This is a genomic window from Cupriavidus sp. FW306-01-F10A (assembly GCF_058782785.1).
Window position 1 is genome coordinate 1 of sequence record NZ_JBYSYA010000036.1, and the last position, 22,616, is coordinate 22,616.

Annotated in this window: 20 protein-coding genes and 1 tRNA gene; 13 read left to right on the forward strand and 8 right to left on the reverse strand. The window is 67.6% G+C overall.

Annotated features, from left to right (window positions below):
* Positions 1-133: 133 nt before the first annotated feature.
* Complete coding sequence (locus tag AC3WLF_RS29580) at positions 134-2,134, reverse strand: sensor domain-containing diguanylate cyclase (RefSeq protein ID WP_492320578.1); 2,001 nt, start codon at positions 2,132-2,134, stop codon at positions 134-136.
* 320 nt (positions 2,135-2,454) lie between these two features.
* Between AC3WLF_RS29580 and AC3WLF_RS29585 the strand changes: the two genes are divergently transcribed.
* Positions 2,455-3,060 carry a cysteine hydrolase family protein gene (locus AC3WLF_RS29585; RefSeq protein ID WP_492356219.1) on the forward strand — a complete coding sequence of 202 codons (606 nt, stop codon included), beginning with the start codon at positions 2,455-2,457 and terminating at the stop codon, positions 3,058-3,060.
* Here the strand turns inward: AC3WLF_RS29585 and AC3WLF_RS29590 are convergent.
* The 7 genes from AC3WLF_RS29590 to AC3WLF_RS29620 all read right to left on the reverse strand — a co-directional run bounded on the left by AC3WLF_RS29590 (position 3,057) and on the right by AC3WLF_RS29620 (position 7,693).
* Positions 3,057-3,686: a hypothetical protein gene (locus AC3WLF_RS29590; protein WP_492356220.1), complete on the reverse strand. Its 630-nt coding sequence runs from the start codon at positions 3,684-3,686 to the stop codon at positions 3,057-3,059. The genes AC3WLF_RS29585 and AC3WLF_RS29590 overlap by 4 nt on opposite strands.
* 113 nt (positions 3,687-3,799) lie before the next feature.
* Positions 3,800-4,444 (reverse strand): hypothetical protein, encoded by a 645-nt coding sequence (locus AC3WLF_RS29595; RefSeq protein WP_492320581.1) that lies wholly within the window; start codon positions 4,442-4,444, stop codon positions 3,800-3,802.
* Position 4,445: 1 nt separating this feature from the next.
* Entirely contained in the window at positions 4,446-5,150 is a 705-nt protein-coding gene (locus AC3WLF_RS29600) for a hypothetical protein (RefSeq protein ID WP_492320582.1), read from the reverse strand.
* Between the two features lie 273 nt (positions 5,151-5,423).
* A tRNA-Val gene (locus AC3WLF_RS29605) sits at positions 5,424-5,498 on the reverse strand.
* Between the two features lie 88 nt (positions 5,499-5,586).
* A complete protein-coding gene (gene dnaQ, locus AC3WLF_RS29610) occupies positions 5,587-6,327 on the reverse strand; it encodes a DNA polymerase III subunit epsilon (RefSeq protein ID WP_492320583.1) in 741 nt (246 codons plus the stop codon).
* A gap of 49 nt (positions 6,328-6,376) precedes the next feature.
* Entirely contained in the window at positions 6,377-6,814 is a 438-nt protein-coding gene (rnhA, locus tag AC3WLF_RS29615; RefSeq protein ID WP_010814334.1) for a ribonuclease HI, read from the reverse strand.
* Between the two features lie 78 nt (positions 6,815-6,892).
* Entirely contained in the window at positions 6,893-7,693 is an 801-nt protein-coding gene (locus tag AC3WLF_RS29620) for a methyltransferase domain-containing protein (protein ID WP_010814333.1), read from the reverse strand.
* 12 nt (positions 7,694-7,705) lie between these two features.
* Between AC3WLF_RS29620 and gloB the strand changes: the two genes are divergently transcribed.
* The 12 genes from gloB (at position 7,706) to leuE (ending at position 22,614) form a co-directional block, all read left to right on the forward strand.
* Positions 7,706-8,506 (forward strand): hydroxyacylglutathione hydrolase, encoded by an 801-nt coding sequence (gloB, locus tag AC3WLF_RS29625; protein WP_492320584.1) that lies wholly within the window; start codon positions 7,706-7,708, stop codon positions 8,504-8,506.
* A 141-nt stretch (positions 8,507-8,647) separates the two neighbouring features.
* Entirely contained in the window at positions 8,648-10,339 is a 1,692-nt protein-coding gene (locus AC3WLF_RS29630; protein WP_492359214.1) for a transglycosylase SLT domain-containing protein, read from the forward strand.
* A 186-nt stretch (positions 10,340-10,525) separates the two neighbouring features.
* Positions 10,526-12,418: a propionate--CoA ligase gene (locus tag AC3WLF_RS29635; RefSeq protein ID WP_492359215.1), complete on the forward strand. Its 1,893-nt coding sequence runs from the start codon at positions 10,526-10,528 to the stop codon at positions 12,416-12,418.
* 171 nt (positions 12,419-12,589) lie between these two features.
* The gene (locus AC3WLF_RS29640) at positions 12,590-14,944 is read left to right on the forward strand and encodes a bifunctional salicylyl-CoA 5-hydroxylase/oxidoreductase (RefSeq protein ID WP_492320587.1); all 2,355 of its coding nucleotides are present in this window, start codon (positions 12,590-12,592) and stop codon (positions 14,942-14,944) included.
* Positions 14,941-15,744 (forward strand): SDR family NAD(P)-dependent oxidoreductase, encoded by an 804-nt coding sequence (locus tag AC3WLF_RS29645; protein WP_492320588.1) that lies wholly within the window; start codon positions 14,941-14,943, stop codon positions 15,742-15,744. The genes AC3WLF_RS29640 and AC3WLF_RS29645 overlap by 4 nt, the downstream gene beginning before the upstream one ends.
* Before the next feature lie 32 nt (positions 15,745-15,776).
* The gene (locus AC3WLF_RS29650; RefSeq protein WP_316150529.1) at positions 15,777-16,628 is read left to right on the forward strand and encodes an enoyl-CoA hydratase family protein; all 852 of its coding nucleotides are present in this window, start codon (positions 15,777-15,779) and stop codon (positions 16,626-16,628) included.
* Positions 16,629-16,634: 6 nt separating this feature from the next.
* Positions 16,635-17,804 carry an acyl-CoA dehydrogenase family protein gene (locus AC3WLF_RS29655; protein ID WP_492356224.1) on the forward strand — a complete coding sequence of 390 codons (1,170 nt, stop codon included), beginning with the start codon at positions 16,635-16,637 and terminating at the stop codon, positions 17,802-17,804.
* Between the two features lie 59 nt (positions 17,805-17,863).
* Complete coding sequence (locus AC3WLF_RS29660; RefSeq protein WP_492356225.1) at positions 17,864-19,552, forward strand: AMP-binding protein; 1,689 nt, start codon at positions 17,864-17,866, stop codon at positions 19,550-19,552.
* Entirely contained in the window at positions 19,549-19,974 is a 426-nt protein-coding gene (locus AC3WLF_RS29665; protein WP_492359216.1) for an acyl-CoA thioesterase, read from the forward strand. The genes AC3WLF_RS29660 and AC3WLF_RS29665 overlap by 4 nt, the downstream gene beginning before the upstream one ends.
* A gap of 48 nt (positions 19,975-20,022) precedes the next feature.
* The gene (locus tag AC3WLF_RS29670) at positions 20,023-20,433 is read left to right on the forward strand and encodes a RidA family protein (protein ID WP_010814323.1); all 411 of its coding nucleotides are present in this window, start codon (positions 20,023-20,025) and stop codon (positions 20,431-20,433) included.
* A gap of 334 nt (positions 20,434-20,767) precedes the next feature.
* Positions 20,768-21,904 (forward strand): glutamine-hydrolyzing carbamoyl-phosphate synthase small subunit, encoded by a 1,137-nt coding sequence (carA, locus tag AC3WLF_RS29675; RefSeq protein WP_492320592.1) that lies wholly within the window; start codon positions 20,768-20,770, stop codon positions 21,902-21,904.
* A 38-nt stretch (positions 21,905-21,942) separates the two neighbouring features.
* The gene (leuE, locus tag AC3WLF_RS29680) at positions 21,943-22,614 is read left to right on the forward strand and encodes a leucine efflux protein LeuE (RefSeq protein ID WP_439670747.1); all 672 of its coding nucleotides are present in this window, start codon (positions 21,943-21,945) and stop codon (positions 22,612-22,614) included.
* The last annotated feature ends 2 nt before the right edge of the window (positions 22,615-22,616 follow it).

Below are 22,616 nucleotides of genomic sequence, written 5' to 3' on the forward strand. Positions count from 1 at the left end.
CAAAAGACACTGCCAGCCAGTCTAGTTGTGTTACCCATGTCCCCGAACAGGTGTTACCTATGTCCCCGGTCTATACATGCGGGAGAGGGGGGCACTCAACAGGTCATCCGGCCCTGACTTCGGCGCTCGCTCTCTACGTGGCCAAGTCCGATGTTTCCGAGTGGGGCTCGTTCGCCACTGACTGCACCGCATAACGCGCCTTCCCATGCCGCTTGGCCTCATACAGCGCTATGTCGGCGTGCATGAACAGCTCGCTCGCGGTCATGGCATGGCGCGCGTCATGGATGGCCGAGCCGACGCTGGCCGAGGCCGCCAGCGTGTGGCCATCGATCACGAAGGGCATGCGCGCGGCCTGCACGATGGTATTGGCGATGGATGCCATGGCCTGGCGGTCGGCAACGCCGTCCAGGATCACCGCAAACTCATCGCCGCCGATGCGCGCGACCGCGTCGCCCTTGCGCACGCAGGCGCGCAGCCGCTGTGCAAAGGCGACCAGCAACTGGTCGCCCACCGGGTGGCCAAGGCTGTCGTTGACGCCCTTGAAGTCGTCCAGGTCCACCAGCAGCAGCGCCAGCGAGCGGCCGTCGGCGCTGGCGCGGGCCATGCATTCGGCCAGGCGCCGGTCGAAACCCTTGCGGTTGAGCAGGCCGGTGAGGTAGTCGGAGATGGTTTGCGCTTCCAGGCTGCGCAGTTTTTCGCGCTCATGGGTGACGTTGCGTCCGAACATGTGCAGGCCGAGGACGGTGTCCTGGGCATCGTTCCAGGCCGGCTGGCAGGTGATCTCGATGCACTCGGTGCCGTCGGCGCTTTCCCGCGTAAAGGTCACTGAGCGCCCGGCCCGGGCTTGTTCCAGGTACTGCTGGCAAGCCAGGTATTCCTGCATGCCCCACAGTTCGCGCAGCGACAGTCCCACGATCTGCTGCGCCGGCACGCCGTAGCGCTGCGCATAGGCCTGGTTGACGAAGACATAGCGCTGCTGCATGTCGATGAACGAGACAAAGTCCGGCACATGGTTGGCGATCGCCTCGATGCGCTTCTCGCTTTCGGCGGCGCGGTCCTTGGCCGTTTTCAGCGCGGCTTCGCGCTCGGACAGCTGCGCCACCACTTCGGCGAAGGTCACGGCCAGTTCGCCAATCTCGTCGGCACGGCCGGCGGGCAGGTCTGCCACCGCGGCCGGGTTGGTGCCGATCTGGCGCACGGCGCGGTGCAGCCGCTGCAGCGGTTCAAGCAGCCGGCGCATGACCAGCCACATCATCGCGGCGGCAAGCAGCATGGTGATGGCGCCGATGACCAGGGTCCGTTGACGCACCGCGAGCAGCGGCGCGTAGGCTTCGGCTGCGGGCAGGACCGCCACCAACTCCCAGCCGTTGGATGCCAGCAGATGGCGCGCCACGATCGGCTGCGTCGGCGTCAGGACTTCCAGGAAGGCGGGGGCATGATCGGCGCCGCAGGCTTCGCCGATCGCGCGTGCGGGACTCAGCACGCGGGCAACGTCCGGGTGCATTGCATAGCGGGGATTGGTGCCGGCGGAAACCAGGCAGAAGCTGCCGGTCGTGCCCACGCGGCTGTGCGCAAGCTCGCGCAGGAAGTTGCTGTCCGCGAGGTTCAGGACGCCCCCGACCACGCCGCGCAGCTCGCCGCCCGGACCGTGCAGCGGCACTGCCAGCACCACGCCGGGGGCATTGGTCTGCTTGCCCTGGACCAGGTCCGACACCGCAAATGGCTGGCCTTGCTGGATATCGCGGAAATAGTCGCGGTCGTCGACGCGCAGGCGCACTCCGTCCGGCACGGCGGTGCTGAACACCAGGTGCCCGTCGGGCGCGGCCAGGAAGACGGCGTTGAAGGTCTCGGGCACTTCCACCAGGCCCTCCGCGGCCCGGCGCAGCTCGGCCGGCTTTGCCGAAAGCATGGGGGAGAGCTGGCGTGCCACGCGCCGCAGGACGGCGGCCCGGCCCTGCAGCTTTTCATCGAGTTGCTCGGCCACCATCTTGACCAGCGTGTCCTGCTGCGTCTGCTGCAAAGTCTTCAGGCCGTCGTATGCGTAGCACTGCGCGTAGAGCGCGCGCAGCACGATGATCAGCGTCACCACACCCGCCGTGGCGAACGCCATCCGGTACTTCAAAGAGTGCTGCATGATTGACTTGTTTCTTGTGCGCACTGACCCGTATCCCGTCCCCGGCGCATTGTGTTGCCGACCGAGATTCTGTCCGGGACGTGAAACCAAGATTAGCAGATGTCAAGATGAAATTCGCAACTGTTTGCAACCGCGCGCCCATCGTGCAAGCGCAGCGTGCCTGCCGCGCTACAGCGAAGGGCGCGGCCGGTGGCGAGATCGCCACGCGCACTCATGCATGGATTCCGGCTTGGCATTAGCATGCGGGATGGCCCGCGATGTGGCGGGCCCGTCTCGCGGTTCCTGATTGCCGTTCCCGATTCCTTCCAGTCCAAACGCCAATGACCTTACCGACTACGCTGCTCGACCTGGCCGGCGCCAGCCGCACCCCTTCCGCCTGGGATGCCGCCGTCCTGATCCTGATAGACCATCAACGCGAATATGTCGACGGCCGCCTGCCGCTGGTCGGCATGCCCGCGGCCGTGACTGCCTGCGCGCAGCTGCTGGCGCTGGCGCGCAGCCACGGCACGCCGGTGATCCATGTCGCGCACCACGGCCGTCCGGGAAGCATGGCGTTCGATCCGACCGGGCCGTATGCCGCCTTCATTGGAGGGGTGGGGCCGCAGGCCGGTGAGATTACCGTCACCAAGGGCTTGCCCAACAGCTTCGCCGGCACCACCCTGGCCGACGAGCTGGCCAGGCTCGGCCGCAAGGAGCTGATCGTGGCCGGCTTCCAGACGCATATGTGCGTAAGCGCCACGGTGCGCTCCGCGCTCGACCACGGCTATCGCAGCACCGTGGTGGCCGCGGCCTGCGCCACGCGCGACCTGCCTGACCCGCTGGGCGGCCCCGCCGTGCCTGCGGCCGATCTCCACCGCAGCACGCTGGCCGCGTTGAACGACCGCTTCGCCACGGTCGTCGCGGACGCAGGGGCCTGGCACGGCTAACCAGCGACGGTCCAGGTGCGCACGCGCAGCACGGTATGGTCGCGCGGGCGCAGCGTCAATTCCAGTGCGGTCGGCACGCCCCGCCGCGTGATTGGCGCGACAAAGCGTGTCATGTCCGCTGCCGCAGCGAGGCGCGTGCCGCAGCGCATCGCCAGCCGCAGGATATGCAGCGGGACGAACCGCTCCGGCTCCTGCATGTCTGCCAGCGCGGCCAGCGTGAAATGCAGTGGCTGCCGGGCCAGTGCGATGAAGCGCCCGCGCAGCCGCGCCAGCGTCGCCGCGGGCGCCGCCAGCCCTTCGCCCTCGGCGCCGCTGCGCGTCATGCCGCGCACGCGCGGCTGCCACAGCGTGCCGGCAACCAGCAGCGGTGCGCGCCCCGCGCCAGCTTCATCCACGTATGCATCGAGCGCCACGACCGCGCCCGTCAGGTCATAGGTGGAAGCCACCGAGGCAAAGCTGCGGTGATAGCCGATGATGCAATCCATGTCTTCGTCATAGACCGGCCGCGCATCACGCGGCACGCGCGCCGGGCGCATCTCGAACCAGCCGGCACTGACCGGGTTGCGGCCGGTCCAGGGTAGGGCGGGTTCTGTTTCGGTCGCGGTGGGGAGGCAGGCGGATGGCAAGTCGTGCTCCGGTAAAGGTCGGAGCGGTCAAGGTAGCCGGCGAATGAGTGGGTGGATATGAGATAAGCCTTATCGCCGGCAACGGAAAGGTTGCGTCGCGACGTGGCTACGGCCTAGAAGCTCACGCCCAGCGAAAGGATCGCGACCTGGTCCGTCGAGCCCGGGTTGAACCAGTAGAAGCCCGCCGTGAACCTGCGCACCGTAACCTGGAAAAAGCCGCCTCGCTGGAGTTCGCGGTCTTCCGCGTAGATCCGGGTACGTTGCGCGACCAGGCCCAGCCTCAGCCATTCGACCGGGCGGAAGCCAAGTTCGCTCCAGGCGTAGAGATAGCCCGGCTCTTCGCCGCGCGCGTCCAGGTATTCGGCTTCGATGTAGTAGTCGAACTTGCTCACTGCGACGCTGGCCTCGATCCCGCCGATCAGGCCGTGGGTGGAGCCTCCCACGAAGCCAGCGATGGGGGTCGCCTTGAACTGGATGGTTTCGCCGCCCGAGAAGGTCCAGCCGATGAAGGCTGACTGCGAGTGGACTGCTTCGTAGTTGCTTCTTGCCTCGAGGTGAAGCTGCTTCCTTTCGGCGATGAAGATGCCGGAGAGGTAGTCGCCGCTCTGGCGCGGCATGTTCCAGTAGCCTGTTGCCGAGAAGGTCCAGGGCGAGCCGGCCGCCTGCCCGGCGGCATCCGGCGCGGGCTGGGGCGGCTCCTGTGCCTGGACCGTGCCCGCGCCAAGGGCGGCGGCAAGCAGTAGGATCGCGCCTCGCATCTCAGCCGCCCAGCGCGATGATGGCGATGGTCATGACCACGCCCAGCGCAGTCATGGCTGCGCCAGTGACCCAGCCGCCAAAGCCGGCATAGTGGCCCAGCGCCCACCCGGCGGCGAACAGCATGGCCAGGGTCAGCCCGCGCGAGATCAGTAGCGCCAGTTTGACATTGTCCAGCAGTACGAACGGCAGTGCGACCGGAAACGTGGCCAGTACAACGATAAAGAAGATGCGCACGGCACCGAGCAGGTCGGCCATGTTCAGGCGGGGGCGGGGCGGCAGTGCCGGGGCGGCGGCAAGCCGTGCCCGCATGGCTTCCAGTTCCTTGTCGGTGACCAGCGACTTCGTTGCGCGAGGCAGCGCATCGCGAATCAGGCCGATCGCCGTGGCCTGGTCGCTAGCATTCCTGACGGCAAGTGCCAGGGAGATCCGCTGGCCGCGGCTCGCCAGCGTACGGATCAGGAACATGACCGCGTCCACCATGCCCCAGGCCAGGTTGCAGCCCAGCGCGGCATGCATCATGGTGCGGCTGGCATCCGGGCCGCCCGTGCCGCTCGACACCGCGCCGACAAAAGTGAGCGCCATGAACAGGCCGAAGCACATCTCGGAGACGCGATCCACTACGTCCAGCACCGGCTCCCGTGTCTGGGCATCCTCCGGCGGCACGGTCGCGCCGGCATGGATCGTCGTCCTGGGTGAATCGGGCATGGCGGACTCCCGAAAGCTGCGTCGATGATCGGATGGGCGATAGGGGCTGTGCCCGTGGGAGCGAGGGCGACTGTGCCTGCCTGGCCCGTCGTCCTGTGGACAAGTATGCGTGCCAGGCGCAAATATGCCAGGCCAGCTTTCCTTGATTGGCGTGATGAACCACGGTTTTCCGGGGAGGGTAGAAAACGTGGGCAAACGCCGGGCAACAAAAAACCCAGAGAGCTTGCGCTGTCTGGGTTTCCTGGCAACTTAGGCAGTTGCTGGCCATTTGTCTGGTGGGTGGTACAGGGATTGAACCTGTGACCCCTGCCGTGTGAAGGCAGTGCTCTACCGCTGAGCTAACCACCCCTTACTGCGTCGTCGTTGCCGTCGTGCAGCGGAGAAGTGAGATTATGCAGAGGTTCTTGTATCTTGTAAAGCCCTTTTTTGATTTTTGTCAGGCGGCGAGGCTTCCGGACTCTGCCGCGGGGGCCTCCTGCCACACTGTCTTGCCGCCGCTGGCCTTGTCCAGGCCCTTGAGCAGGGCAAGGTGGGCCTGCTGCTCTTCGTCCGTGGCGCGCAGCACGGGCAGGGCCAGGCGCGACAGGTCGGCCACGGCAACCGCGCCGCCGTTGCCTGCGCTGCTGTCGTGCATGTCGATCACCAGCGAATCCTGGCCGCGCGTCATGGCCAGGTAGACCTCGGCCAGCAGCTCGGCATCCAGCAGGGCGCCGTGCAGCGTGCGGTGGGCGTTGCTGATGCCCAGGCGGTCGCACAGGGCGTCGAGCGAGTTGCGCTTGCCGGGGAACATCTGGCGGGCTTCGCGCAGGGTGTCGATCACATTGCCGGCATGCTGGCGGAACGGCGGCAGGCCCAGCAGCTGGAATTCCATGTCGAGGAAGCCCAGGTCGAACGGCGCGTTGTGGATGATCAGCTCGGCATCCTGGATGAACTCGCGGATGTCGTTGACGACTTCGGCAAAGCGGGGCTTGTCGGCCAGGAACTCGACCGTGATGCCGTGCACGGCGATCGCGCCCTCGTCGATATCGCGTTCCGGGTTGACGTAGAAGTGCAGGTGGCGCCCCGTCAGGCGGCGGTTCATCAGCTCGACGCAGCCGATTTCGATCAGGCGGTCGCCGGTGGCGGCACTCAGGCCGGTGGTTTCGGTGTCGAGAACGATTTGTCGCATGGCGGGCATTCTAGCGGAGCGGCGCGGGCGCTCCGCGGTTTCTTGTTAGCGAGAGGGATCAGCGGCCGATCGATTCGACGCCGCGGTTGGCCAGTGCGTCGGCGCGCTCATTGCCGGGGTGGCCGTTGTGGCCGCGCACCCAGTGCCAGGAGATCTGGTGCGGCTGCGCCAGGGTGTCCAGTTCCTGCCACAGGTCGGCATTCTTGACGGGCTTCTTGTCGGCGGTCTTCCAGCCGCGGGCCTTCCAGCCGGGCAGCCATTCGCTGATGCCCTTCTGGACATACTGCGAGTCGGTATAGACGCGCACGACGCAGGGCCGCTTGAGCGCGCGCAGCGCTTCGATCACGGCGGTCATTTCCATGCGGTTGTTGGTAGTGTTGGGCTCGCCGCCGAACATTTCTTTCTCGCTGGTGCCGGCGACGAGCACCGCGCCCCAGCCGCCGCGGCCGGGATTGCCCTTGCAGGCGCCGTCGGAGTAGATCGTGACTTCTTGCATGTGATTCCAAGGTGGCCACCCGCCGGGCAGGTGGCGCTTTGAGGGCGAATTGGGTGAGAGCGCGGGCGCGCGCCGGCGTCAGCGCTCTTCGCCGGGGGTCTTGCCGTGGGTGCCGGTAGGCGTGGCCACGGGCGATGACACCGGAGCCAGCGCCGGCTTGCTCTTCCAGGCCGGGCCGACCAGGCGGATATTGCGCACGCGCTTGATCGCCGAGATCATATAGACCGCGCCGAAGATCGGCCACCAGCGGTCGCCGGCCTTTTCCATGAAGGCGGCGCGCTGCAGCCAGCGGTCGGTGCGGTAGGGCGGGCAGTAGCAGCCAAAGCGGCCGCGGATGATATCGAAGCCCAGCAGCTTGAGCCAGTCCTTGATGCGCACGAAGCCGATCTGCTGCGCGTCCGTCGGCAGGAAGGGCGTGGCGCCGAGCCGGTTCATGCCCTGGCGCGCGCCCCACAGGCTCATCGGGTTGAAGCAGGTGACCACCACGCGCCCCTCGGGCATCAGCACCCGCGAGACCTCGCGCAGCACTTCGTGCGGGTCTTCGGCGAATTCCAGGATGTGGGGCAGGGTGACCAGGTCGATGCTCTGGGTGTCGAACGGCAGCTCGTCGAAGCGGCACAGCAGCTGGCGCGCATCGGGATGTGCGGCGCGCGGCCCGTGCGGTCCGCTGGAAGGGTCCAGCGCCAGCGCCGAGAACGGCATCCGGTTCTCGCGCAGGGTGTCGATAAAGGGCAGGCCCAACTGGACGGCGTGGTAGCCGAAGATGTCGGTCACGATCCGGTCGTACTGCTGCGCTTCCCAGCGCAGCATGTACTCACCGGGCGGCGAGGCCAGCCAGTCTTCCCAGCTTACAATCGGATGATTGGGACGATTGGACATAGGAGCATGCGCATGTTGAAGGTTGAGCCGATCCCGGCGTTCCAGGATAACTATATCTGGGCCATCCACGACGGGCATAGCGCCGCCGTGGTCGATCCCGGCGAGGCCGCGCCGGTGGAGCGCTTCCTGGCGCAAAGCGGTCTGGCTCTGGGCGCTATTGTAATCACCCATCACCACGGCGATCACCAGGGCGGGGTGGCCGAGTTGCTGGCGGCGCACCCGCGCACCCCGTCGGGCGCGCCGATGCCGGTGCTGGGGCCGGCCGGCGAACGCATTGGCGGGCGCACCCGGGCCCTGCGCGAAGGCGATGTCGTGACGCTGGAGACGCCGGCCCTGACGCTGCACGTGCTGGACGTGCCCGGGCACACCGCCGGCCATATCGCCTATGTGGGCGACCTGGGCGAAGCCGGCCCGGCGGTCTTCTGTGGCGATACCCTGTTTGCCAGTGGCTGCGGGCGCCTGTTCGAAGGCACGCCGGCACAGATGCTGGACTCGCTCGACAAGCTGGCGGCACTGCCGGGCGATACCCGCGTCTATTGCGCGCACGAATATACGCGCAGCAATGTGCGCTTTGCACGGGCGGTGGAACCGGCCAATGCCGCGCTGGCGGCGTGGGCGCAGCGGGTCGACGCGCTGCGCGCGGCGGACCAGCCGACGCTGCCGACCACCATCGCCCATGAGCGCGAGGTCAATCCCTTCCTGCGCTCGCGCGAGCCCGCGGTGCGCGCGGCGGTGGCGGCGCAGGGCGGGGCCGCCACGGGCGATGCGCAGGCCTTCGGTGCGCTGCGCGGCTGGAAGGACAATTTCCGCTGAGCCCTGCCTGGCCTGCGCGCCTTGCGCCGCAAGGCTTTCCGGCTGCCCGGCGGATATTGGCTATATGGAAAATCTGATTGACGCGATACGCGGTTTTTTTTAGCATCACGCATCCTTTTGGCGTCACGATTCGAGAACTTAATGAAAATTGGTCGATTACTGGCGGTGGTCGCGTGCGCCGCGCTGCTTGCAGCGTGCGCCAGCACCCCCACGCCGCCTGATGGCGCCAACGGCGCCGCGACCGCCCAGACCGCCAAGCGCCAGGACCCGCTCAACTCGCTCAGCGACAAATCGGCGCTTTCTTCCGCATCCACGATCAATGTCGACCAGGGTGGCCTGGACTGGCTGCGCGGCCCGTCCAACGACATCTGGGACCGCATCCGGCGCGGCTTTGCCATGCAGGACCTGGAGGGCACGCTGGTCGATGACCGCACCCAGTGGTATGCGCAGCGGCCGGAATACATGGAACGGATGGTCGGGCGCTCAAGCCGTTACCTGTACCACATCGTAGAAGAGCTGGAACGGCGCAAGATGCCGACCGAGCTGGCGCTGCTGCCGTTCGTCGAGAGCGCGTTCAACCCGCAGGCCCAGTCCACCGCCAAGGCGGCCGGCATGTGGCAGTTCATCCCGAGCACCGGCAAGTCGTACAACCTGAAGCAGAACATGTTCCGCGACGAGCGCCGCGACGTGCTGGCCTCGACCGACGCCGCGCTGGACTACCTGGCGCGGCTCTACGACATGTTCGGCGACTGGCACCTGGCGCTGGCGGCGTACAACTGGGGCGAGGGCGCGGTGTCGCGCGCGATCGCACGCAACCAGGCGCGAGGGCTGCCGACCGACTACGCCAGCCTGCCCATGCCCAACGAGACGCGCTACTACGTGCCGAAGCTGCAGGCGGTCAAGAACATCATCGCCAACCCGGCCGCGTATGGCGTCAAGCTGCCCGAGATCCCGGACCACCCGTACTTTGTCACGGTGACCACCTCGCGCGATATCGACGTGAACCTGGCGGCCAAGCTGGCGGACATGTCGGTAGAGGAATTCAAGGCGCTCAACCCGTCGTTCAACCGGCCCGTGATCCTGGGCGCGTCCAACCCGCAGATCCTGCTGCCGTTCGATAACGCCGAGCGCTTCCAGTACAACCTGAACACCTACCGCGGCGGGTTGTCGAGCTGGTCGGCGGTGACGGTGGACAGCCGTGAGCGTATCGAAGCGCTGGCGGCACGGCTGAACGTCGACGCCGATACGCTGCGCGAGATCAACAGCATCCCGAAGGGCATGCGCCTGAAGGCCGGCTCGACCGTGATGATCCCGCGCTCGGGCCGCCACGACCAGGATATCAGCGCGACCCTGGCCGACAGCGCCATGCTGGCGATGGAGCCTGATTTGCCGGATGCGCGCCGCGTGGTGGTGCGAGCCGGCCGGCGCGACACCGTGGCCTCGGTGGCGCGGCGCTATGGCGTCTCGGCGGGGCAGGTGCAGTCGTGGAACAAGCTCTCCGGCACCAAGCTGGTCGCCGGGCAGAGCCTGGTGCTGATGGTGCCGGTGCGCGGCGCCGGCGCGGTTCGGGCGGCACGTGCCGAACAGGCTGACCGTGCCGAGCGCGCCGACCGTGCGGAGCGTTCCGAGCGAAGCAGCAAGGGCGGCATCGTGCGGGTCTCGGCCAAGGGCAAGGCGGGCAAGGCGGAGCCGCGCAAGCGCGTCACCGTCGAGGCGGCCTCGCGGCGAACGGCAGTCAAGGCGGCGCCGGCGCGCGTGGTGCGCGAGTCCAAGCCGGGGCCGACCGTCAAGGCGTCGGCCAAGGCCGGCGCCAAGGGGGCCAAGGCCCGCTGACGAATGCGGGCGCCGGCTGGTCCGGCGCATGGCGCAAGAAGGGGCGATGCCGTCGGCACGCCCCTTTTTTCATGTGCCGGCCCCCGGGGCCCGCGCTCCCCTCTCCGAATCTGTGTCCACGCGCACCCGCGCCGGTGGCAAACTACGGTCATCATCACAATGACCGCAGACGCGGAGGAGACAGACATGACGGCAAGCCATGCCGTGCATGCCCGTTCGCTGGCCGACCCCGAGGGGTTCTGGGCCGAACAGGCGGCGCGCATCGACTGGGAAACCCCGTTCGGCCAGGTGCTCGACAACAGCCGCGCGCCCTTTACGCGCTGGTTCGCCGGCGGGCGCACCAACCTGTGCCACAACGCGGTCGACCGCCACCTGGCGGCCCGCGCCAGCCAGCCGGCGCTGCACTGGGTCTCGAGCGAGACCGACCAGGCCCGCACCTTTACCTACGCCGAGCTGCACGACGAAGTCAGCCGCATGGCCGCGATCCTGCTGGGCCTGGGCGTGCAGAAGGGCGACCGCGTGCTGATCTACATGCCGATGATCCCGGAAGCCGCCTTTGCCATGCTGGCGTGCGCGCGCATCGGCGCGATCCATTCGGTGGTGTTCGGCGGCTTTGCCTCGGTCAGCCTGGCCGCGCGCATCGAGGATGCCCGGCCGCGCGTGGTGGTCAGCGCCGACGCCGGCTCGCGCGCCGGCAAGGTGGTGCCCTACAAGCCGCTGCTGGACGAGGCCATCCGGCTCTCGTCGCACCAGCCCGGGAAGGTGCTGCTGGTGGACCGGCAACTGGCGCAAATGCCCCGTACCAAGGGCCGCGATGAGGACTACGCCGCCTGGCGCGAACGCGTGGCCGGCGTGCAGGTGCCGTGCGTGTGGCTGGAATCGAGCGAGCCGTCGTACGTGCTCTACACCTCCGGCACCACCGGCAAGCCCAAGGGCGTGCAGCGCGATACCGGCGGCTACGCGGTGGCGCTGGCCACCTCGATGGAATACATCTTCTGCGGCAAGCCCGGCGACACCATGTTCACCGCGTCGGACATCGGCTGGGTGGTGGGGCACAGCTATATCGTCTACGGCCCGCTGCTGGCCGGCATGGCCACGCTGATGTATGAAGGCACGCCGATCCGCCCCGACGGTGGCATCCTGTGGCGGCTGGTGGAGCAATACCAGGTCAACCTGATGTTCAGCGCGCCGACCGCGATCCGCGTGCTGAAGAAGCAGGACCCGGCCTGGCTGACGCGTTATGACCTGTCCAGCCTGCGCCTGCTGTTCCTGGCCGGCGAGCCGCTGGACGAGCCCACCGCGCGCTGGATCCAGGACGGCCTGGGCAAGCCCGTGGTCGACAACTACTGGCAGACCGAATCCGGCTGGCCGATCCTCGCGATCCAGCGCGGCATCGAGGCGCTGCCGCCCAAGCTGGGCTCGCCCGGCGTGCCCGCCTATGGCTATGACCTGAAGATCGTCGATGAGAACACCGGCGCTGAATGCCCGCCGGGGCAGAAGGGCGTGGTCGCCATCGACGGCCCGCTGCCGCCGGGATGCATGAGCACGGTCTGGGGCGACGACGACCGCTTCGTGCGCACCTACTGGCAGGCGGTGCCGAACCGGCTGTGCTATTCGACCTTCGACTGGGGCGTGCGCGACGCCGACGGCTACGTCTTTATCCTGGGCCGCACCGACGACGTGATCAACGTGGCCGGCCACCGGCTGGGCACCCGCGAGATCGAGGAAAGCCTGTCGTCCAACGCCGCCGTGGCCGAGGTGGCGGTGGTGGGCGTGCAGGACGCGCTCAAGGGGCAGGTGGCCATGGCCTTCTGCATCGCCCGCGATCCGGCGCGCACGGCCACGGCCGAAGCGCGGCTGGCATTGGAGGGCGAGCTGATGAAGACAGTGGAGCAGCAACTGGGTGCCGTGGCGCGGCCGGCGCGCGTATTCTTTGTCAATGCGCTGCCCAAGACGCGCTCCGGCAAGTTGCTGCGGCGCGCCATGCAGGCGGTGGCCGAAGGACGCGATCCGGGCGACCTGACCACGATCGAGGATCCGGGTGCGCTGGAACAGTTGCAGGCAGCGCTGAAAGGCTAGATGGCGGGTTGAGGGCGTGGGATGCGGGTGCCGTGCGGGGCACTCCGCATCCCGCCCTTGCCATCGGCCGTGATGCAGTCTAATATTTGAAGCATAAAATATTTAGACATCATCTAGATGGCGGTGTGATCCTGGGCAAAGGTGCCCGGCGCAGCCGGCAGGAGGCGACAGATGCGAGTGCTTTGTATTGGTGGTGGCCCGGCAGGCCTGTACTTCGGGCTGCTGATGAAGCTGCAGGATCCGGCCAACGAGGTCATCGTGGTCGAGCGCAACCGGCCCTACGACACCTTCGGCTGGGGCGTGGTGTTCTCTGACGCCACCATGGACAACCTGAAGCAAGCCGACCCGGTCAGCGCGGCCGAGATCAACGCGGCCTTCAACCACTGGGACGATATCGACATCCATATCGGCGGGCGCACCATCCGCTCCGGCGGCCATGGCTTTATCGGCATCGGCCGCAAGCGCCTGCTCAATATCCTGCAGGCACGCTGCGAGGCGCTGGGCGTGAAGCTGGTGTTCGAGATCGATGTGTCCGACGACCAGGCGCTGGCGATGCAATACCAGGCCGACCTGGTGATCGCCTCGGACGGCCTGAACAGCCGCATCCGCACCCGCTACGCCGACACCTTCCAGCCTGACATCGACACGCGCCAGTGCCGCTTTGTCTGGATGGGCACGCACAAGCTGTTCGACGCCTTCACCTTTGCCTTCGAGAAGACCGAGCACGGCTGGTTCCAGGCGCACGCCTACCGCTTTGACGACACCACCTCGACCTTTATCGTCGAGGCCCCGGAGTCGGTCTGGCGCGCCGCGGGCATCGAGCAGATGAGCCAGGAAGAGGGCGTGGCCTACTGCGAGCGCCTGTTCGCGCGCTACCTCGACGGCAACAAGCTGATCACCAATGCGGCGCACCTGCGCGGCTCGGCGATCTGGATCCGCTTCCCGCGCGTGATCTGCCGCCAATGGGTGCATTGGAACACCTTGCCCGACGGCCGCCGCGTGCCGGTGGTGCTGATGGGCGATGCCGCGCACACCGCGCACTTCTCGATCGGTTCGGGAACCAAGCTGGCGCTGGAAGATGCGATTGACCTGGCCGAGGAAATCCGTGGCAGGGGTCATGACGGCCTGCCCGATGCACTGTCGCGCTACGAAGCCACGCGCGGCGTGGAAGTGCTGAAGATCCAGAACGCGGCGCGCAACTCGACCGAATGGTTCGAGAACGTCGAGCGCTACGCGGGCAGCCTGCCGCCGGAGCAGTTCGCCTATTCCCTGCTGACCCGCTCGCAGCGCATCTCGCATGAGAACCTGCGCGTGCGCGATGCGGACTACGTGGCGCAGTTCGAGCACTGGCTGGCGCGGCAGGCCGGCGTGCAACCGGAAAGCCTGCAACTGCGCGAGCATCAGCCGCTGCCGCCGATGTTCACGCCGTTCCGCATGCGCGGCGTCACGCTGAAGAACCGCGTGGTGGTGTCGCCGATGGCGATGTACTCATGCACCGACGGCGTGCCCGGCGACTTCCACCTGGTCCACCTGGGTTCGCGCGCGCTGGGCGGCGCCGGCATGGTGGTGGCGGAGATGACCTGCGTGTCGCCCGATGCGCGCATCACGCCGGGATGCCCGGGTTTGTGGAACGACGCACAGCGCGATGCCTGGCGCCGCATCGTCGACTTCGTGCATGCCAACAGCGATGCGCGCATCGCCATGCAGATCGGCCACTCGGGCCGCAAGGGTTCGACCCAGCTCGGCTGGGAGGCAATGGACCATCCGCTGCCGGACGGCAACTGGCCGGTGATCTCGGCCTCGCCGCTGCCCTACCTGCCGGGCGAGTCGCAGACCCCGCGCGAGATGACGCGCGCAGACATGGACCGTGTGCGCGATGACTTCGTCGCCAGCGCGCGCCGCGCCGCCGAGGCCGGCTTCGACTGGCTGGAGCTACACTGCGCGCACGGCTACCTGCTGTCGAGCTTTATCTCGCCGCTGACCAATACGCGGGAAGATGAATACGGCGGTTCGCTGGCCGCGCGGCTGCGCTACCCGCTGGAGGTGTTTGCCGCGGTGCGTGAGGTGTGGCCGGAACACAAGCCGATGTCGGTGCGCATCTCGGCGCACGACTGGGTCGAAGGCGGCATCACCCCCGACGACGCGATCGAGATCGCACGCGCCTTCAAGGCCGCCGGCGCCGATATGATCGACTGCTCGTCGGGCCAGGTCAGCCCGGACCAGGCCCCGGTCTACGGCCGCATGTACCAGACCCCGTTTGCCGACCGCATCCGCAACGAAGCCGGCATCGCCACCATTGCCGTGGGCGCGATCTTCGAGGCCGACCACGTCGACTCGATCATCGCCGCGGGCCGTGCCGACCTGTGCGCGATCGCGCGGCCGCATCTGGCCAACCCGGCCTGGACGCTGCAGGAAGCGGCGCGCATCGGCTATCGCGATATCGCCTGGCCCAAGCAGTACCAGGCCGGCAAGCGGCAACTTGAAACCAACCTGGAACGCGCCGCGGCGCAGGAGAAGCAGGGATGACGCGCAGCACGGGTTCACTGTCAGGGCGCCACGCGCTGGTCACCGGCGGCGGGCGCGGCATCGGCGCGGCCATCGCGCGCCGGCTGCTGGCCGACGGCGCCAGCGTGACACTGCTGGGCCGCGATGCCGGCGCCTTGCAGGCGACCGTGCAAGCGCTGCGTGAGCTTGCTTCCGCAGGCGCCGTAGTCTCCTTTGTCACGGCCGATATTGCCGATGCCGACAGCGTGGCACGCGCCTTCGCCGCCGCCGCGGAACAGGCCGGCCCGGTGTCGATGCTGGTCAACAATGCCGGCCAGGCGCACAGCGCTCCGTTCCTGAAGACCGACGCCGCGCTGTGGCAGCGCATGCTGGACGTGAACCTGACCGGCACCTTCCTGTGCACGCAGGCGGCGCTGCCGGCGATGCTCGACGCGGGCTGGGGCCGTATCGTCAATGTGGCGAGCACGGCCGGCCTGATCGGCTATGGTTATGTCAGTGCCTATTGCGCGGCCAAGCATGGGGTGATCGGCCTGACGCGCGCGCTGGCGCTGGAAACCGCGGCCAAGGGCGTGACCGTCAACGCGGTCTGCCCGGGCTATACCGAAACCGACATCGTGCGCGACGCGGTGGCCAATATCGTCGGCAAGACCGGCCGCACTGAAGCCGAGGCCCGCGCTGAACTGGCCGCGCGCAATCCGCAGCGCCGCCTGGTGCAGCCCGAGGAAGTGGCCGACGCCGTGGCCTGGCTGTGCCAGCCGTCCGCCGCGGCGATCACCGGCCAGGCAATCCCGGTGGCCGGCGGCGAGGTGATGGCCGGCTGACAACGACAGCACAAGGACCTGAGAGAGAACCCATGACAGAGATCGCACTCGACATGCGCCACCACAAGCGCAGCTTTGCCGGCTACCAGCCGGAGCACTTCCTGTGGTCGGTGTCCGGCGACGGCAAGGTCGGCACCGTGACACTGAACCGGCCGGAGCGCAAGAACCCGCTGACCTTCGATTCCTACGCCGAGCTGCGCGATCTGTTCCGCGGCCTGTGCTATGCCAGCGACATCAAGGCGGTGGTGGTGACGGGCGCGGGCGGCAACTACTGCTCGGGCGGCGACGTGCACGAGATCATCGGGCCTCTCACGCGCATGACCATGCCTGAGCTGCTCGACTTCACGCGCATGACCGGCGATCTGGTCAAGGCCATGCGCGCCTGCCCGCAGCCGGTGGTGAGCGCGGTCGACGGCATCTGCGCCGGCGCCGGCGCGATGATGGCGCTGGCCTCCGACATGCGCCTGGGCACGGCGCAGGCCAAGACCGCGTTCCTGTTCACGCGCGTCGGCCTGGCCGGCGCCGACATGGGCGCGTGCACGCTGCTGCCGCGCGTGATCGGGCAGGGGCGTGCCAGCGAGCTGCTCTACACCGGCCGCTCGATGAGCGCGGAAGAGGGCCTGCAGTGGGGCTTCTTCAATGCGCTGCATCCGTCCGAAGCGGTGCTGGCCCAGGCGCAGGCACTGGCCGCGCAACTGGCCGCCGGCCCGACCTTTGCCCACGGCGTGACCAAGAAGCTGCTGCACCAGGAATGGAACATGGGGCTGGACGAGGCCATCGAGGCCGAGGCCGAAGCCCAGGCCATCTGCATGCAGACGCGCGACTTCCGCCGCGCCTACGAGGCCTTCGTCGCCAAGACCAAGCCGGTGTTCGAAGGGGACTGAAGCGCCATGTCCGACAAGACCTATCTCGACCTGCCGCTGTTCGACGACGCGCACCGCGCACTGGAGCGCGAACTGGACGCCTGGTGCGCGCAACACCTCCATGTCGACCACAGCGATACCGACGCCGCCTGCCGCGCGCTGGTGCGCCAGCTGGGCGATGCCGGCTGGCTGCGCTACTGCGTGCCGGCCGCGCACGGCGGCGCGCTGCCGGCGCTGGATTCGCGCTCGCTGTGCCTGCTGCGCGAGACCCTGGCGCGCCATGACGGCCTGGCCGATTTTGCCTTTGCCATGCAGGGGCTGGGCTCGGGCGCGATCTCGCTGGCCGGCAGCGATGCGCTGCGCGCGCATTACCTGCCGCGCGTGGCCCGCGGCGAGGCGATTGCCGCGTTTGCGCTGTCCGAGCCGGAGGCCGGTTCCGATGTGGCCGCCATGCAGTGCAGCGCACGGCTGTCGGACGACGGCAGCCACTATGTGATCGATGGCGCCAAGACCTGGATTTCCAACGGTGGCATTGCCGACTTCTACTGCGTGTTCGTGCGCACCGGCGAGGCGCCGGGCGCGCGCGGCATCTCCGCCTTTGTGGTGGACGCCGATACGCCGGGCCTGACCATCGCCGAGCGCATCGACGTGATGGCGCCGCACCCGCTCGCCACGCTGCGTTTCGACGACTGCCGCGTGCCCGTGGGCAACCGGCTGGGCGAGGCGGGGCAGGGCTTCAAGGTGGCGATGATGACGCTCGACATCTTCCGTGCCTCGGTCGCGGCGGCGGCGCTGGGCTTTGGCCGCGCCGCGCTGGACGATGCACTGGCGCGCGCCTGCGCGCGCCCGATGTTCGGCGGCGTGCTGGCCGACCTGCAGCTGACGCAGGCCGCCATCGGCGACATGGCCACCGCGATCGACGCCGCGGCGCTGCTGACCTACCGCGCGGCCTGGCTGCGCGATGTCAAGGGCCAGCGCACCACGCGCGAGGCGGCCATGGCCAAGATGGTGGCGACCGAGAATGCGCAGCAGGTGATCGACCGTGCGGTGCAGATGTTCGGCGGCCTGGGCGTCAAGGTCGGCACGCGGGTGGAAAGCCTGTACCGCGAGATCCGCTCGCTGCGCATCTATGAAGGCGCCACCGAAGTGCAGAAGCTGATCATTGCGCGCGAGACGCTGGCCGGGCGCAAAGCCTGACGCGCCCGCGTGCCACCCACGAACTGCCGTACCGATACAGAGCAGACAGGAGACAAGCCATGGCGACCACAGCCCACCTCGATACCTTCGCGCGCGACCGCCTGCCGCCGCCCGATATGTGGCCGGTGTTCCGCTTCAATGCCGATACCGACTACCCGGAGCGGATGAATGCCGCGGTGGAACTGGTAGACCGCCATGTGCGCGAAGGCCGCGGCGAGCGCATCGCCATCCGCCATCGCCGCGACGGACAGGTCGAGACGGTCACGTATGCGCAGCTGGCGGCGCTGGTGAACCGCATCGCCCATGTGCTGGTCGAGGACATGCAGCTGGTGCCCGGCAATCGCGTGCTGCTGCGCGGGCCCAACAACCTGATGATGGCCGCCAGCTGGCTGGCCACGCTCAAGGCGGGCCTGGTCGCGGTGCCGACCATGCCGCTGCTGCGCGCCAAGGAACTGAAGCAGATCATCGACAAGGCCCAGGTCGGCGCCGCGCTGTGCGATGCGCGGCTGCGCGAGGAACTCGATGCCAACCTGCAGGCCGGCGGCGAATTCCATTGCCCGAGCCTGGCGCGCACGCTGTACTTCAACGGTGAAGGCGAGGGTTCGCTGGAGGCGGCGATGGCGGGCAAGCCGGATGCCTTCGAGGCCTGCGACACCGCCAGCGACGACGTCTGCCTGATCGCCTTTACCAGCGGCACCACCGGCCAGCCCAAGGGCACCATGCACTTCCATCGCGACGTGCTGGCCATGTGCGACCTGTTCCCGCGCCACGTGCTGCGCCCGCGGCCCGACGACGTGTTCTGCGGCACGCCGCCGATCGCGTTCACCTTCGGGCTGGGCGGCATGCTGTGTTTCCCGCTGCGCATCGGCGCCAGCGCCGTGCTGGCCGAGAAGCTGACGCCAGAGACGCTGCTCGGGCTGATCCAGGATTTCCGCGCCACCATTGTCTTTACCGCCCCGACCTTCTACCGGCAGATGGCAGCGCTGGCGCGGCGCTACGACCTGTCCAGCCTGAAGAAGAGCGTGTCGGCCGGCGAAGCCCTGCCGGACGCCACGCGCCAGAGCTGGAAGGCGGCCACCGGCATCGAGATGACCGACGGCATCGGCGGCACGGAGATGATGCATATCTTTATCTCCAGCGCCGGCGCAGAGGTCAGGCCGGGCGCGATCGGGCGCGTGGTGCCGGGCTATGTCGCGCAGATCGTCGACGAGAACATGCAGCCCCTGCCGCCGGGGCAGGTCGGCAAGCTCGCGGTGCAGGGGCCGACCGGCTGCCGCTACCTGGACGATCCACGCCAGTCCAACTATGTGAAGGCGGGCTGGAACCTGCCGGGCGATACCTTTTTCGTCGACGAGGACGGCTACTACTTCTACCAGGCGCGTTCGGACGACATGATCATCTCAGCCGGCTACAACATCGCCGGGCCGGAGGTGGAAAGCGCACTGATGCAGCACGAGGCAGTGGCCGAATGCGGTGTGGTCGGCGCGCCCGACGACGGGCGCGGCCAGGTGGTGATGGCCTATGTGGTGCTGCGCGAGGGCGTGGCGGCGGACGACGCTACCCGCACCGCGCTGCAGGACTACGTGAAGCGCCAGATCGCGCCCTACAAGTATCCGCGCCGCATTGTGTTCGTGCCGGCGCTGCCGCGCACCGAGACCGGCAAGCTGCAGCGCTTCCGGCTGCGGCAGATGGCGGAGCAGGGCAATGGCGGCGGCAATGGCGGCGTCAACCAGGCGGGGAAGCCATGAGCCCCGTGTTCCGCAGCACCGTCCTGGTGCGCTTCAAGCACTGCGACGCCGCGGGCATCGTGTTCTACCCGCGCTATTTCGAGATGCTCAACGACCTGATCGAAGACTGGTTCAGCGAGGCGCTGGGCTGGCCCTTCGATGCCATGCATGGCGAGGGCCGCGCCGGCGTGCCGACCGCCGAGCTGGAGTGCCGCTTCCTGGCTCCGAGCCGGCTGGGCGAGGTGCTGACGCGCGAGCTGCGCGTGCTGAAGCTGGGCCAGTCCAGCTTTACCCTCGCGATCCGCTTCGCCGGCCCGTATGACGATACCCGCATGGAAGTGACGCAGCGGCTGGTCTGCGTCGATACCGGCTCGATTGCTCCGCAGCCGTTGCCCGATGCCGTGCGCCAGGCCATGTCGTCCTACCTGGTCGCGACGGCCTGAATCCCCGAATTCCATCTACTCATACAGATACCAACAGGAAAACGCACCATGAACATCCTGCAGCCGCCCGACTGGGCGCCCCCGCGTGGCTACGCCAACGGCACCATGACCGAAATGCAGGTCGGCAGCCGCCTCCTCTTTGTCAGCGGCCAGATCGGCTGGACCGGCAAATGTGAATTCGAGACCGACGACTTCGGCCTGCAGGTGGCGCAGGCGCTGCGCAACGTGGTTGCCGTGCTGGCGGCCGGCGACGCGCTGCCCGAGCATATCGTGCGCATGACCTGGTATGTGAAGGACAAGGCGGAATATGTCGGCGCCTATGGGGCGATCGGCCAGCATTACCGGGCCATCATCGGCCGCCACTTTCCGGCGATGACGGCGGTCGAGGTCGCGGACCTGGTGGAGCCGCGCGCCAAGGTGGAAATCGAGGTCACGGCGGTCGTGCCGCCGCGGGCGTAACGTAGCAGGCACAGGGCTGGATGGTGGCCGGCGGCGTGGCGCAGCCGGCGCCTGCCGCGTGCAAGTCCTTGAAAACTTGAGAAATTGGGTTGCGCGGGATATAATTTGAAAGTTTCGCTTTCAGAACCCTTCACCCTAGCGCCTACCGCTTTCCACCTTCCGCCGCCCCCAGCCGCGCCGCCTTTGCTGTCCGCATTCAATGTGACGCAAGGAGCATGTCGCAACCGGATCCGACCGCATCGGCGCAATGCCGCTGCCGCCGTCACGGATCCAGCCTGGGAGGCACGAGGCGTCGATTGGTCGGTCACGGGGTGAGTCCAGCAGGAGCCTACCCGTGTTACCGTCTTTTCCGTCCGCCATTCTCGCGCTTGCAGACGGCACGGTCTTTCGTGGCTATTCCATTGGCGCTTCCGGCCATACCATCGGTGAAGTGGTGTTCAACACCGCCATCACCGGTTACCAGGAAATCCTCACCGACCCGAGTTACTCCCGGCAGATCGTCACGCTGACGTATCCGCATATCGGTAACTACGGGGTCAATCCTGAGGATGTCGAAGCCACGAAAGTCCATGCCGCCGGCCTGATCATCAAGGATCTGCCGATCCTGGCCTCGAACTTCCGCAAGGAGCACACCCTTGCCCACTACCTGAAGCAGGAAAAGGTGGTGGCCATCGCCGGCATCGATACGCGCAAGCTGACGCGTATCCTGCGCGAAAAGGGTGCCCAGAACGGCTGCATCCTGGCCGGCGAAGACAATGTCCAGAAGGCCATCGACCTGGCCCGCTCGTTCCCCGGCCTGGCCGGCATGGACCTGGCCAAGGTGGTCTCGGTCAAGGAACCGTACGAGTGGACCCAGTCCGAATGGAAGCTGGGCGAAGGCTACGGCAAGCAGGACAAGCCGCAATTCCACGTGGTCGCCTATGACTACGGCGTCAAGTACAACATCCTGCGCATGCTGGCCGAGCGCGGCTGCAAGGTCACGGTGCTGCCCGCGCAGGCGAGCGCCGCCGACGCGCTGGCGCTGAATCCGGACGGTGTGTTCCTGTCCAACGGCCCCGGCGACCCCGAGCCGTGCGACTACGCCATCGCCGCCACGCGCGAGTTCATCGAGCGCGGCATCCCGACCTTCGGCATCTGCCTGGGCCACCAGATCATGGCGCTGGCAGTTGGCGCCAAGACCCTGAAGATGAAGTTCGGCCACCACGGCGCCAACCACCCGGTCAAGGACCTGGACGATGGCCGCGTGGTGATCACGTCGCAGAACCACGGCTTCGCGGTCGATGCGGACACGCTGCCGTCGAACGTGCGCGTGACGCACAAGTCGCTGTTCGACGGTTCGCTGCAGGGTTTCGCGCTGACCGACAAGCCGGCTTTCTGCTTCCAGGGCCACCCGGAGGCGTCGCCCGGTCCGAACGACGTGGCTTACCTGTTCGACCGCTTCATCAAGCTGATGACGGACGCGCGCAAGTAAGCGGGCAAGAAGAACAGCGCAGACCTCAGGGACATCCCATGAACGCCTTCATGCATACCGCTTTCGGCATCACCGATTTCTGGACCTATGTGCTGGGCACGATCTTTATCGTGCTGCTGCCGGGGCCGAACTCGATGTATGTGCTGTCGGTGGCGGCGCAGCGCGGCGTGCGCGCCGGCTACAAGGGCGCGTGCGGGGTGTTCCTGGGCGACTTCGTGCTGATGGTGCTGTCGGCGGCGGGCGTGGCCTCGCTGCTCAAGGCCAGCCCGGCGCTGTTCTACGTGGTGAAGTACGTTGGCGCGGCCTACCTGGCGTGGATTGGTTTCAGCATGCTGCGCGGCGCGCTGCGCAACTGGGCCGCGCGCGGCGATGCCGCCGCCACCGCGCCGGTTAGCAAGGCCGACCAGTCCGACCCGTTCCGCAAGGCGTTGCTGATCAGCCTGCTGAACCCGAAGGCGATCCTGTTCTTCATCTCGTTCTTCATCCAGTTTGTCGACCCGGCCTTCGCTTACCCGGTGCTGTCGTTCTCCGTGCTGGGCCTGGTCGCCCAGTTCTGCAGCTTTGCCTACCTGACCACGATCATCTTCGTGGGCGCGAAGCTGGCCGACGCATTCCGGCGCCGCCGGCGCCTGTCGGCGGGCATGTCGAGCGGGGTGGGCGCGATGTTCATCGGCTTCGGCGCCAAGCTGGCGACGGCCACGATGAACTGAGC

Excerpts from the sequence above, each read along its gene's own strand:
- AC3WLF_RS29580 (WP_492320578.1), bottom strand. The coding sequence starts at position 2,134 with ATGCAGCACTCTTTGAAGTACCGGATGGCGTTCGCCACGGCGGGTGTG.
- AC3WLF_RS29585 (WP_492356219.1), top strand. The coding sequence starts at position 2,455 with ATGACCTTACCGACTACGCTGCTCGACCTGGCCGGCGCCAGCCGCACC.
- AC3WLF_RS29595 (WP_492320581.1), bottom strand. The coding sequence starts at position 4,444 with ATGCGAGGCGCGATCCTACTGCTTGCCGCCGCCCTTGGCGCGGGCACG.
- AC3WLF_RS29600 (WP_492320582.1), bottom strand. The coding sequence starts at position 5,150 with ATGCCCGATTCACCCAGGACGACGATCCATGCCGGCGCGACCGTGCCG.
- dnaQ (WP_492320583.1), bottom strand. The coding sequence starts at position 6,327 with ATGCCCGCCATGCGACAAATCGTTCTCGACACCGAAACCACCGGCCTG.
- rnhA (WP_010814334.1), bottom strand. The coding sequence starts at position 6,814 with ATGCAAGAAGTCACGATCTACTCCGACGGCGCCTGCAAGGGCAATCCC.
- AC3WLF_RS29620 (WP_010814333.1), bottom strand. The coding sequence starts at position 7,693 with ATGTCCAATCGTCCCAATCATCCGATTGTAAGCTGGGAAGACTGGCTG.
- gloB (WP_492320584.1), top strand. The coding sequence starts at position 7,706 with ATGTTGAAGGTTGAGCCGATCCCGGCGTTCCAGGATAACTATATCTGG.
- AC3WLF_RS29630 (WP_492359214.1), top strand. The coding sequence starts at position 8,648 with ATGAAAATTGGTCGATTACTGGCGGTGGTCGCGTGCGCCGCGCTGCTT.
- AC3WLF_RS29635 (WP_492359215.1), top strand. The coding sequence starts at position 10,526 with ATGACGGCAAGCCATGCCGTGCATGCCCGTTCGCTGGCCGACCCCGAG.
- AC3WLF_RS29640 (WP_492320587.1), top strand. The coding sequence starts at position 12,590 with ATGCGAGTGCTTTGTATTGGTGGTGGCCCGGCAGGCCTGTACTTCGGG.
- AC3WLF_RS29645 (WP_492320588.1), top strand. The coding sequence starts at position 14,941 with ATGACGCGCAGCACGGGTTCACTGTCAGGGCGCCACGCGCTGGTCACC.
- AC3WLF_RS29650 (WP_316150529.1), top strand. The coding sequence starts at position 15,777 with ATGACAGAGATCGCACTCGACATGCGCCACCACAAGCGCAGCTTTGCC.
- AC3WLF_RS29655 (WP_492356224.1), top strand. The coding sequence starts at position 16,635 with ATGTCCGACAAGACCTATCTCGACCTGCCGCTGTTCGACGACGCGCAC.
- AC3WLF_RS29660 (WP_492356225.1), top strand. The coding sequence starts at position 17,864 with ATGGCGACCACAGCCCACCTCGATACCTTCGCGCGCGACCGCCTGCCG.
- AC3WLF_RS29665 (WP_492359216.1), top strand. The coding sequence starts at position 19,549 with ATGAGCCCCGTGTTCCGCAGCACCGTCCTGGTGCGCTTCAAGCACTGC.
- AC3WLF_RS29670 (WP_010814323.1), top strand. The coding sequence starts at position 20,023 with ATGAACATCCTGCAGCCGCCCGACTGGGCGCCCCCGCGTGGCTACGCC.
- leuE (WP_439670747.1), top strand. The coding sequence starts at position 21,943 with ATGAACGCCTTCATGCATACCGCTTTCGGCATCACCGATTTCTGGACC.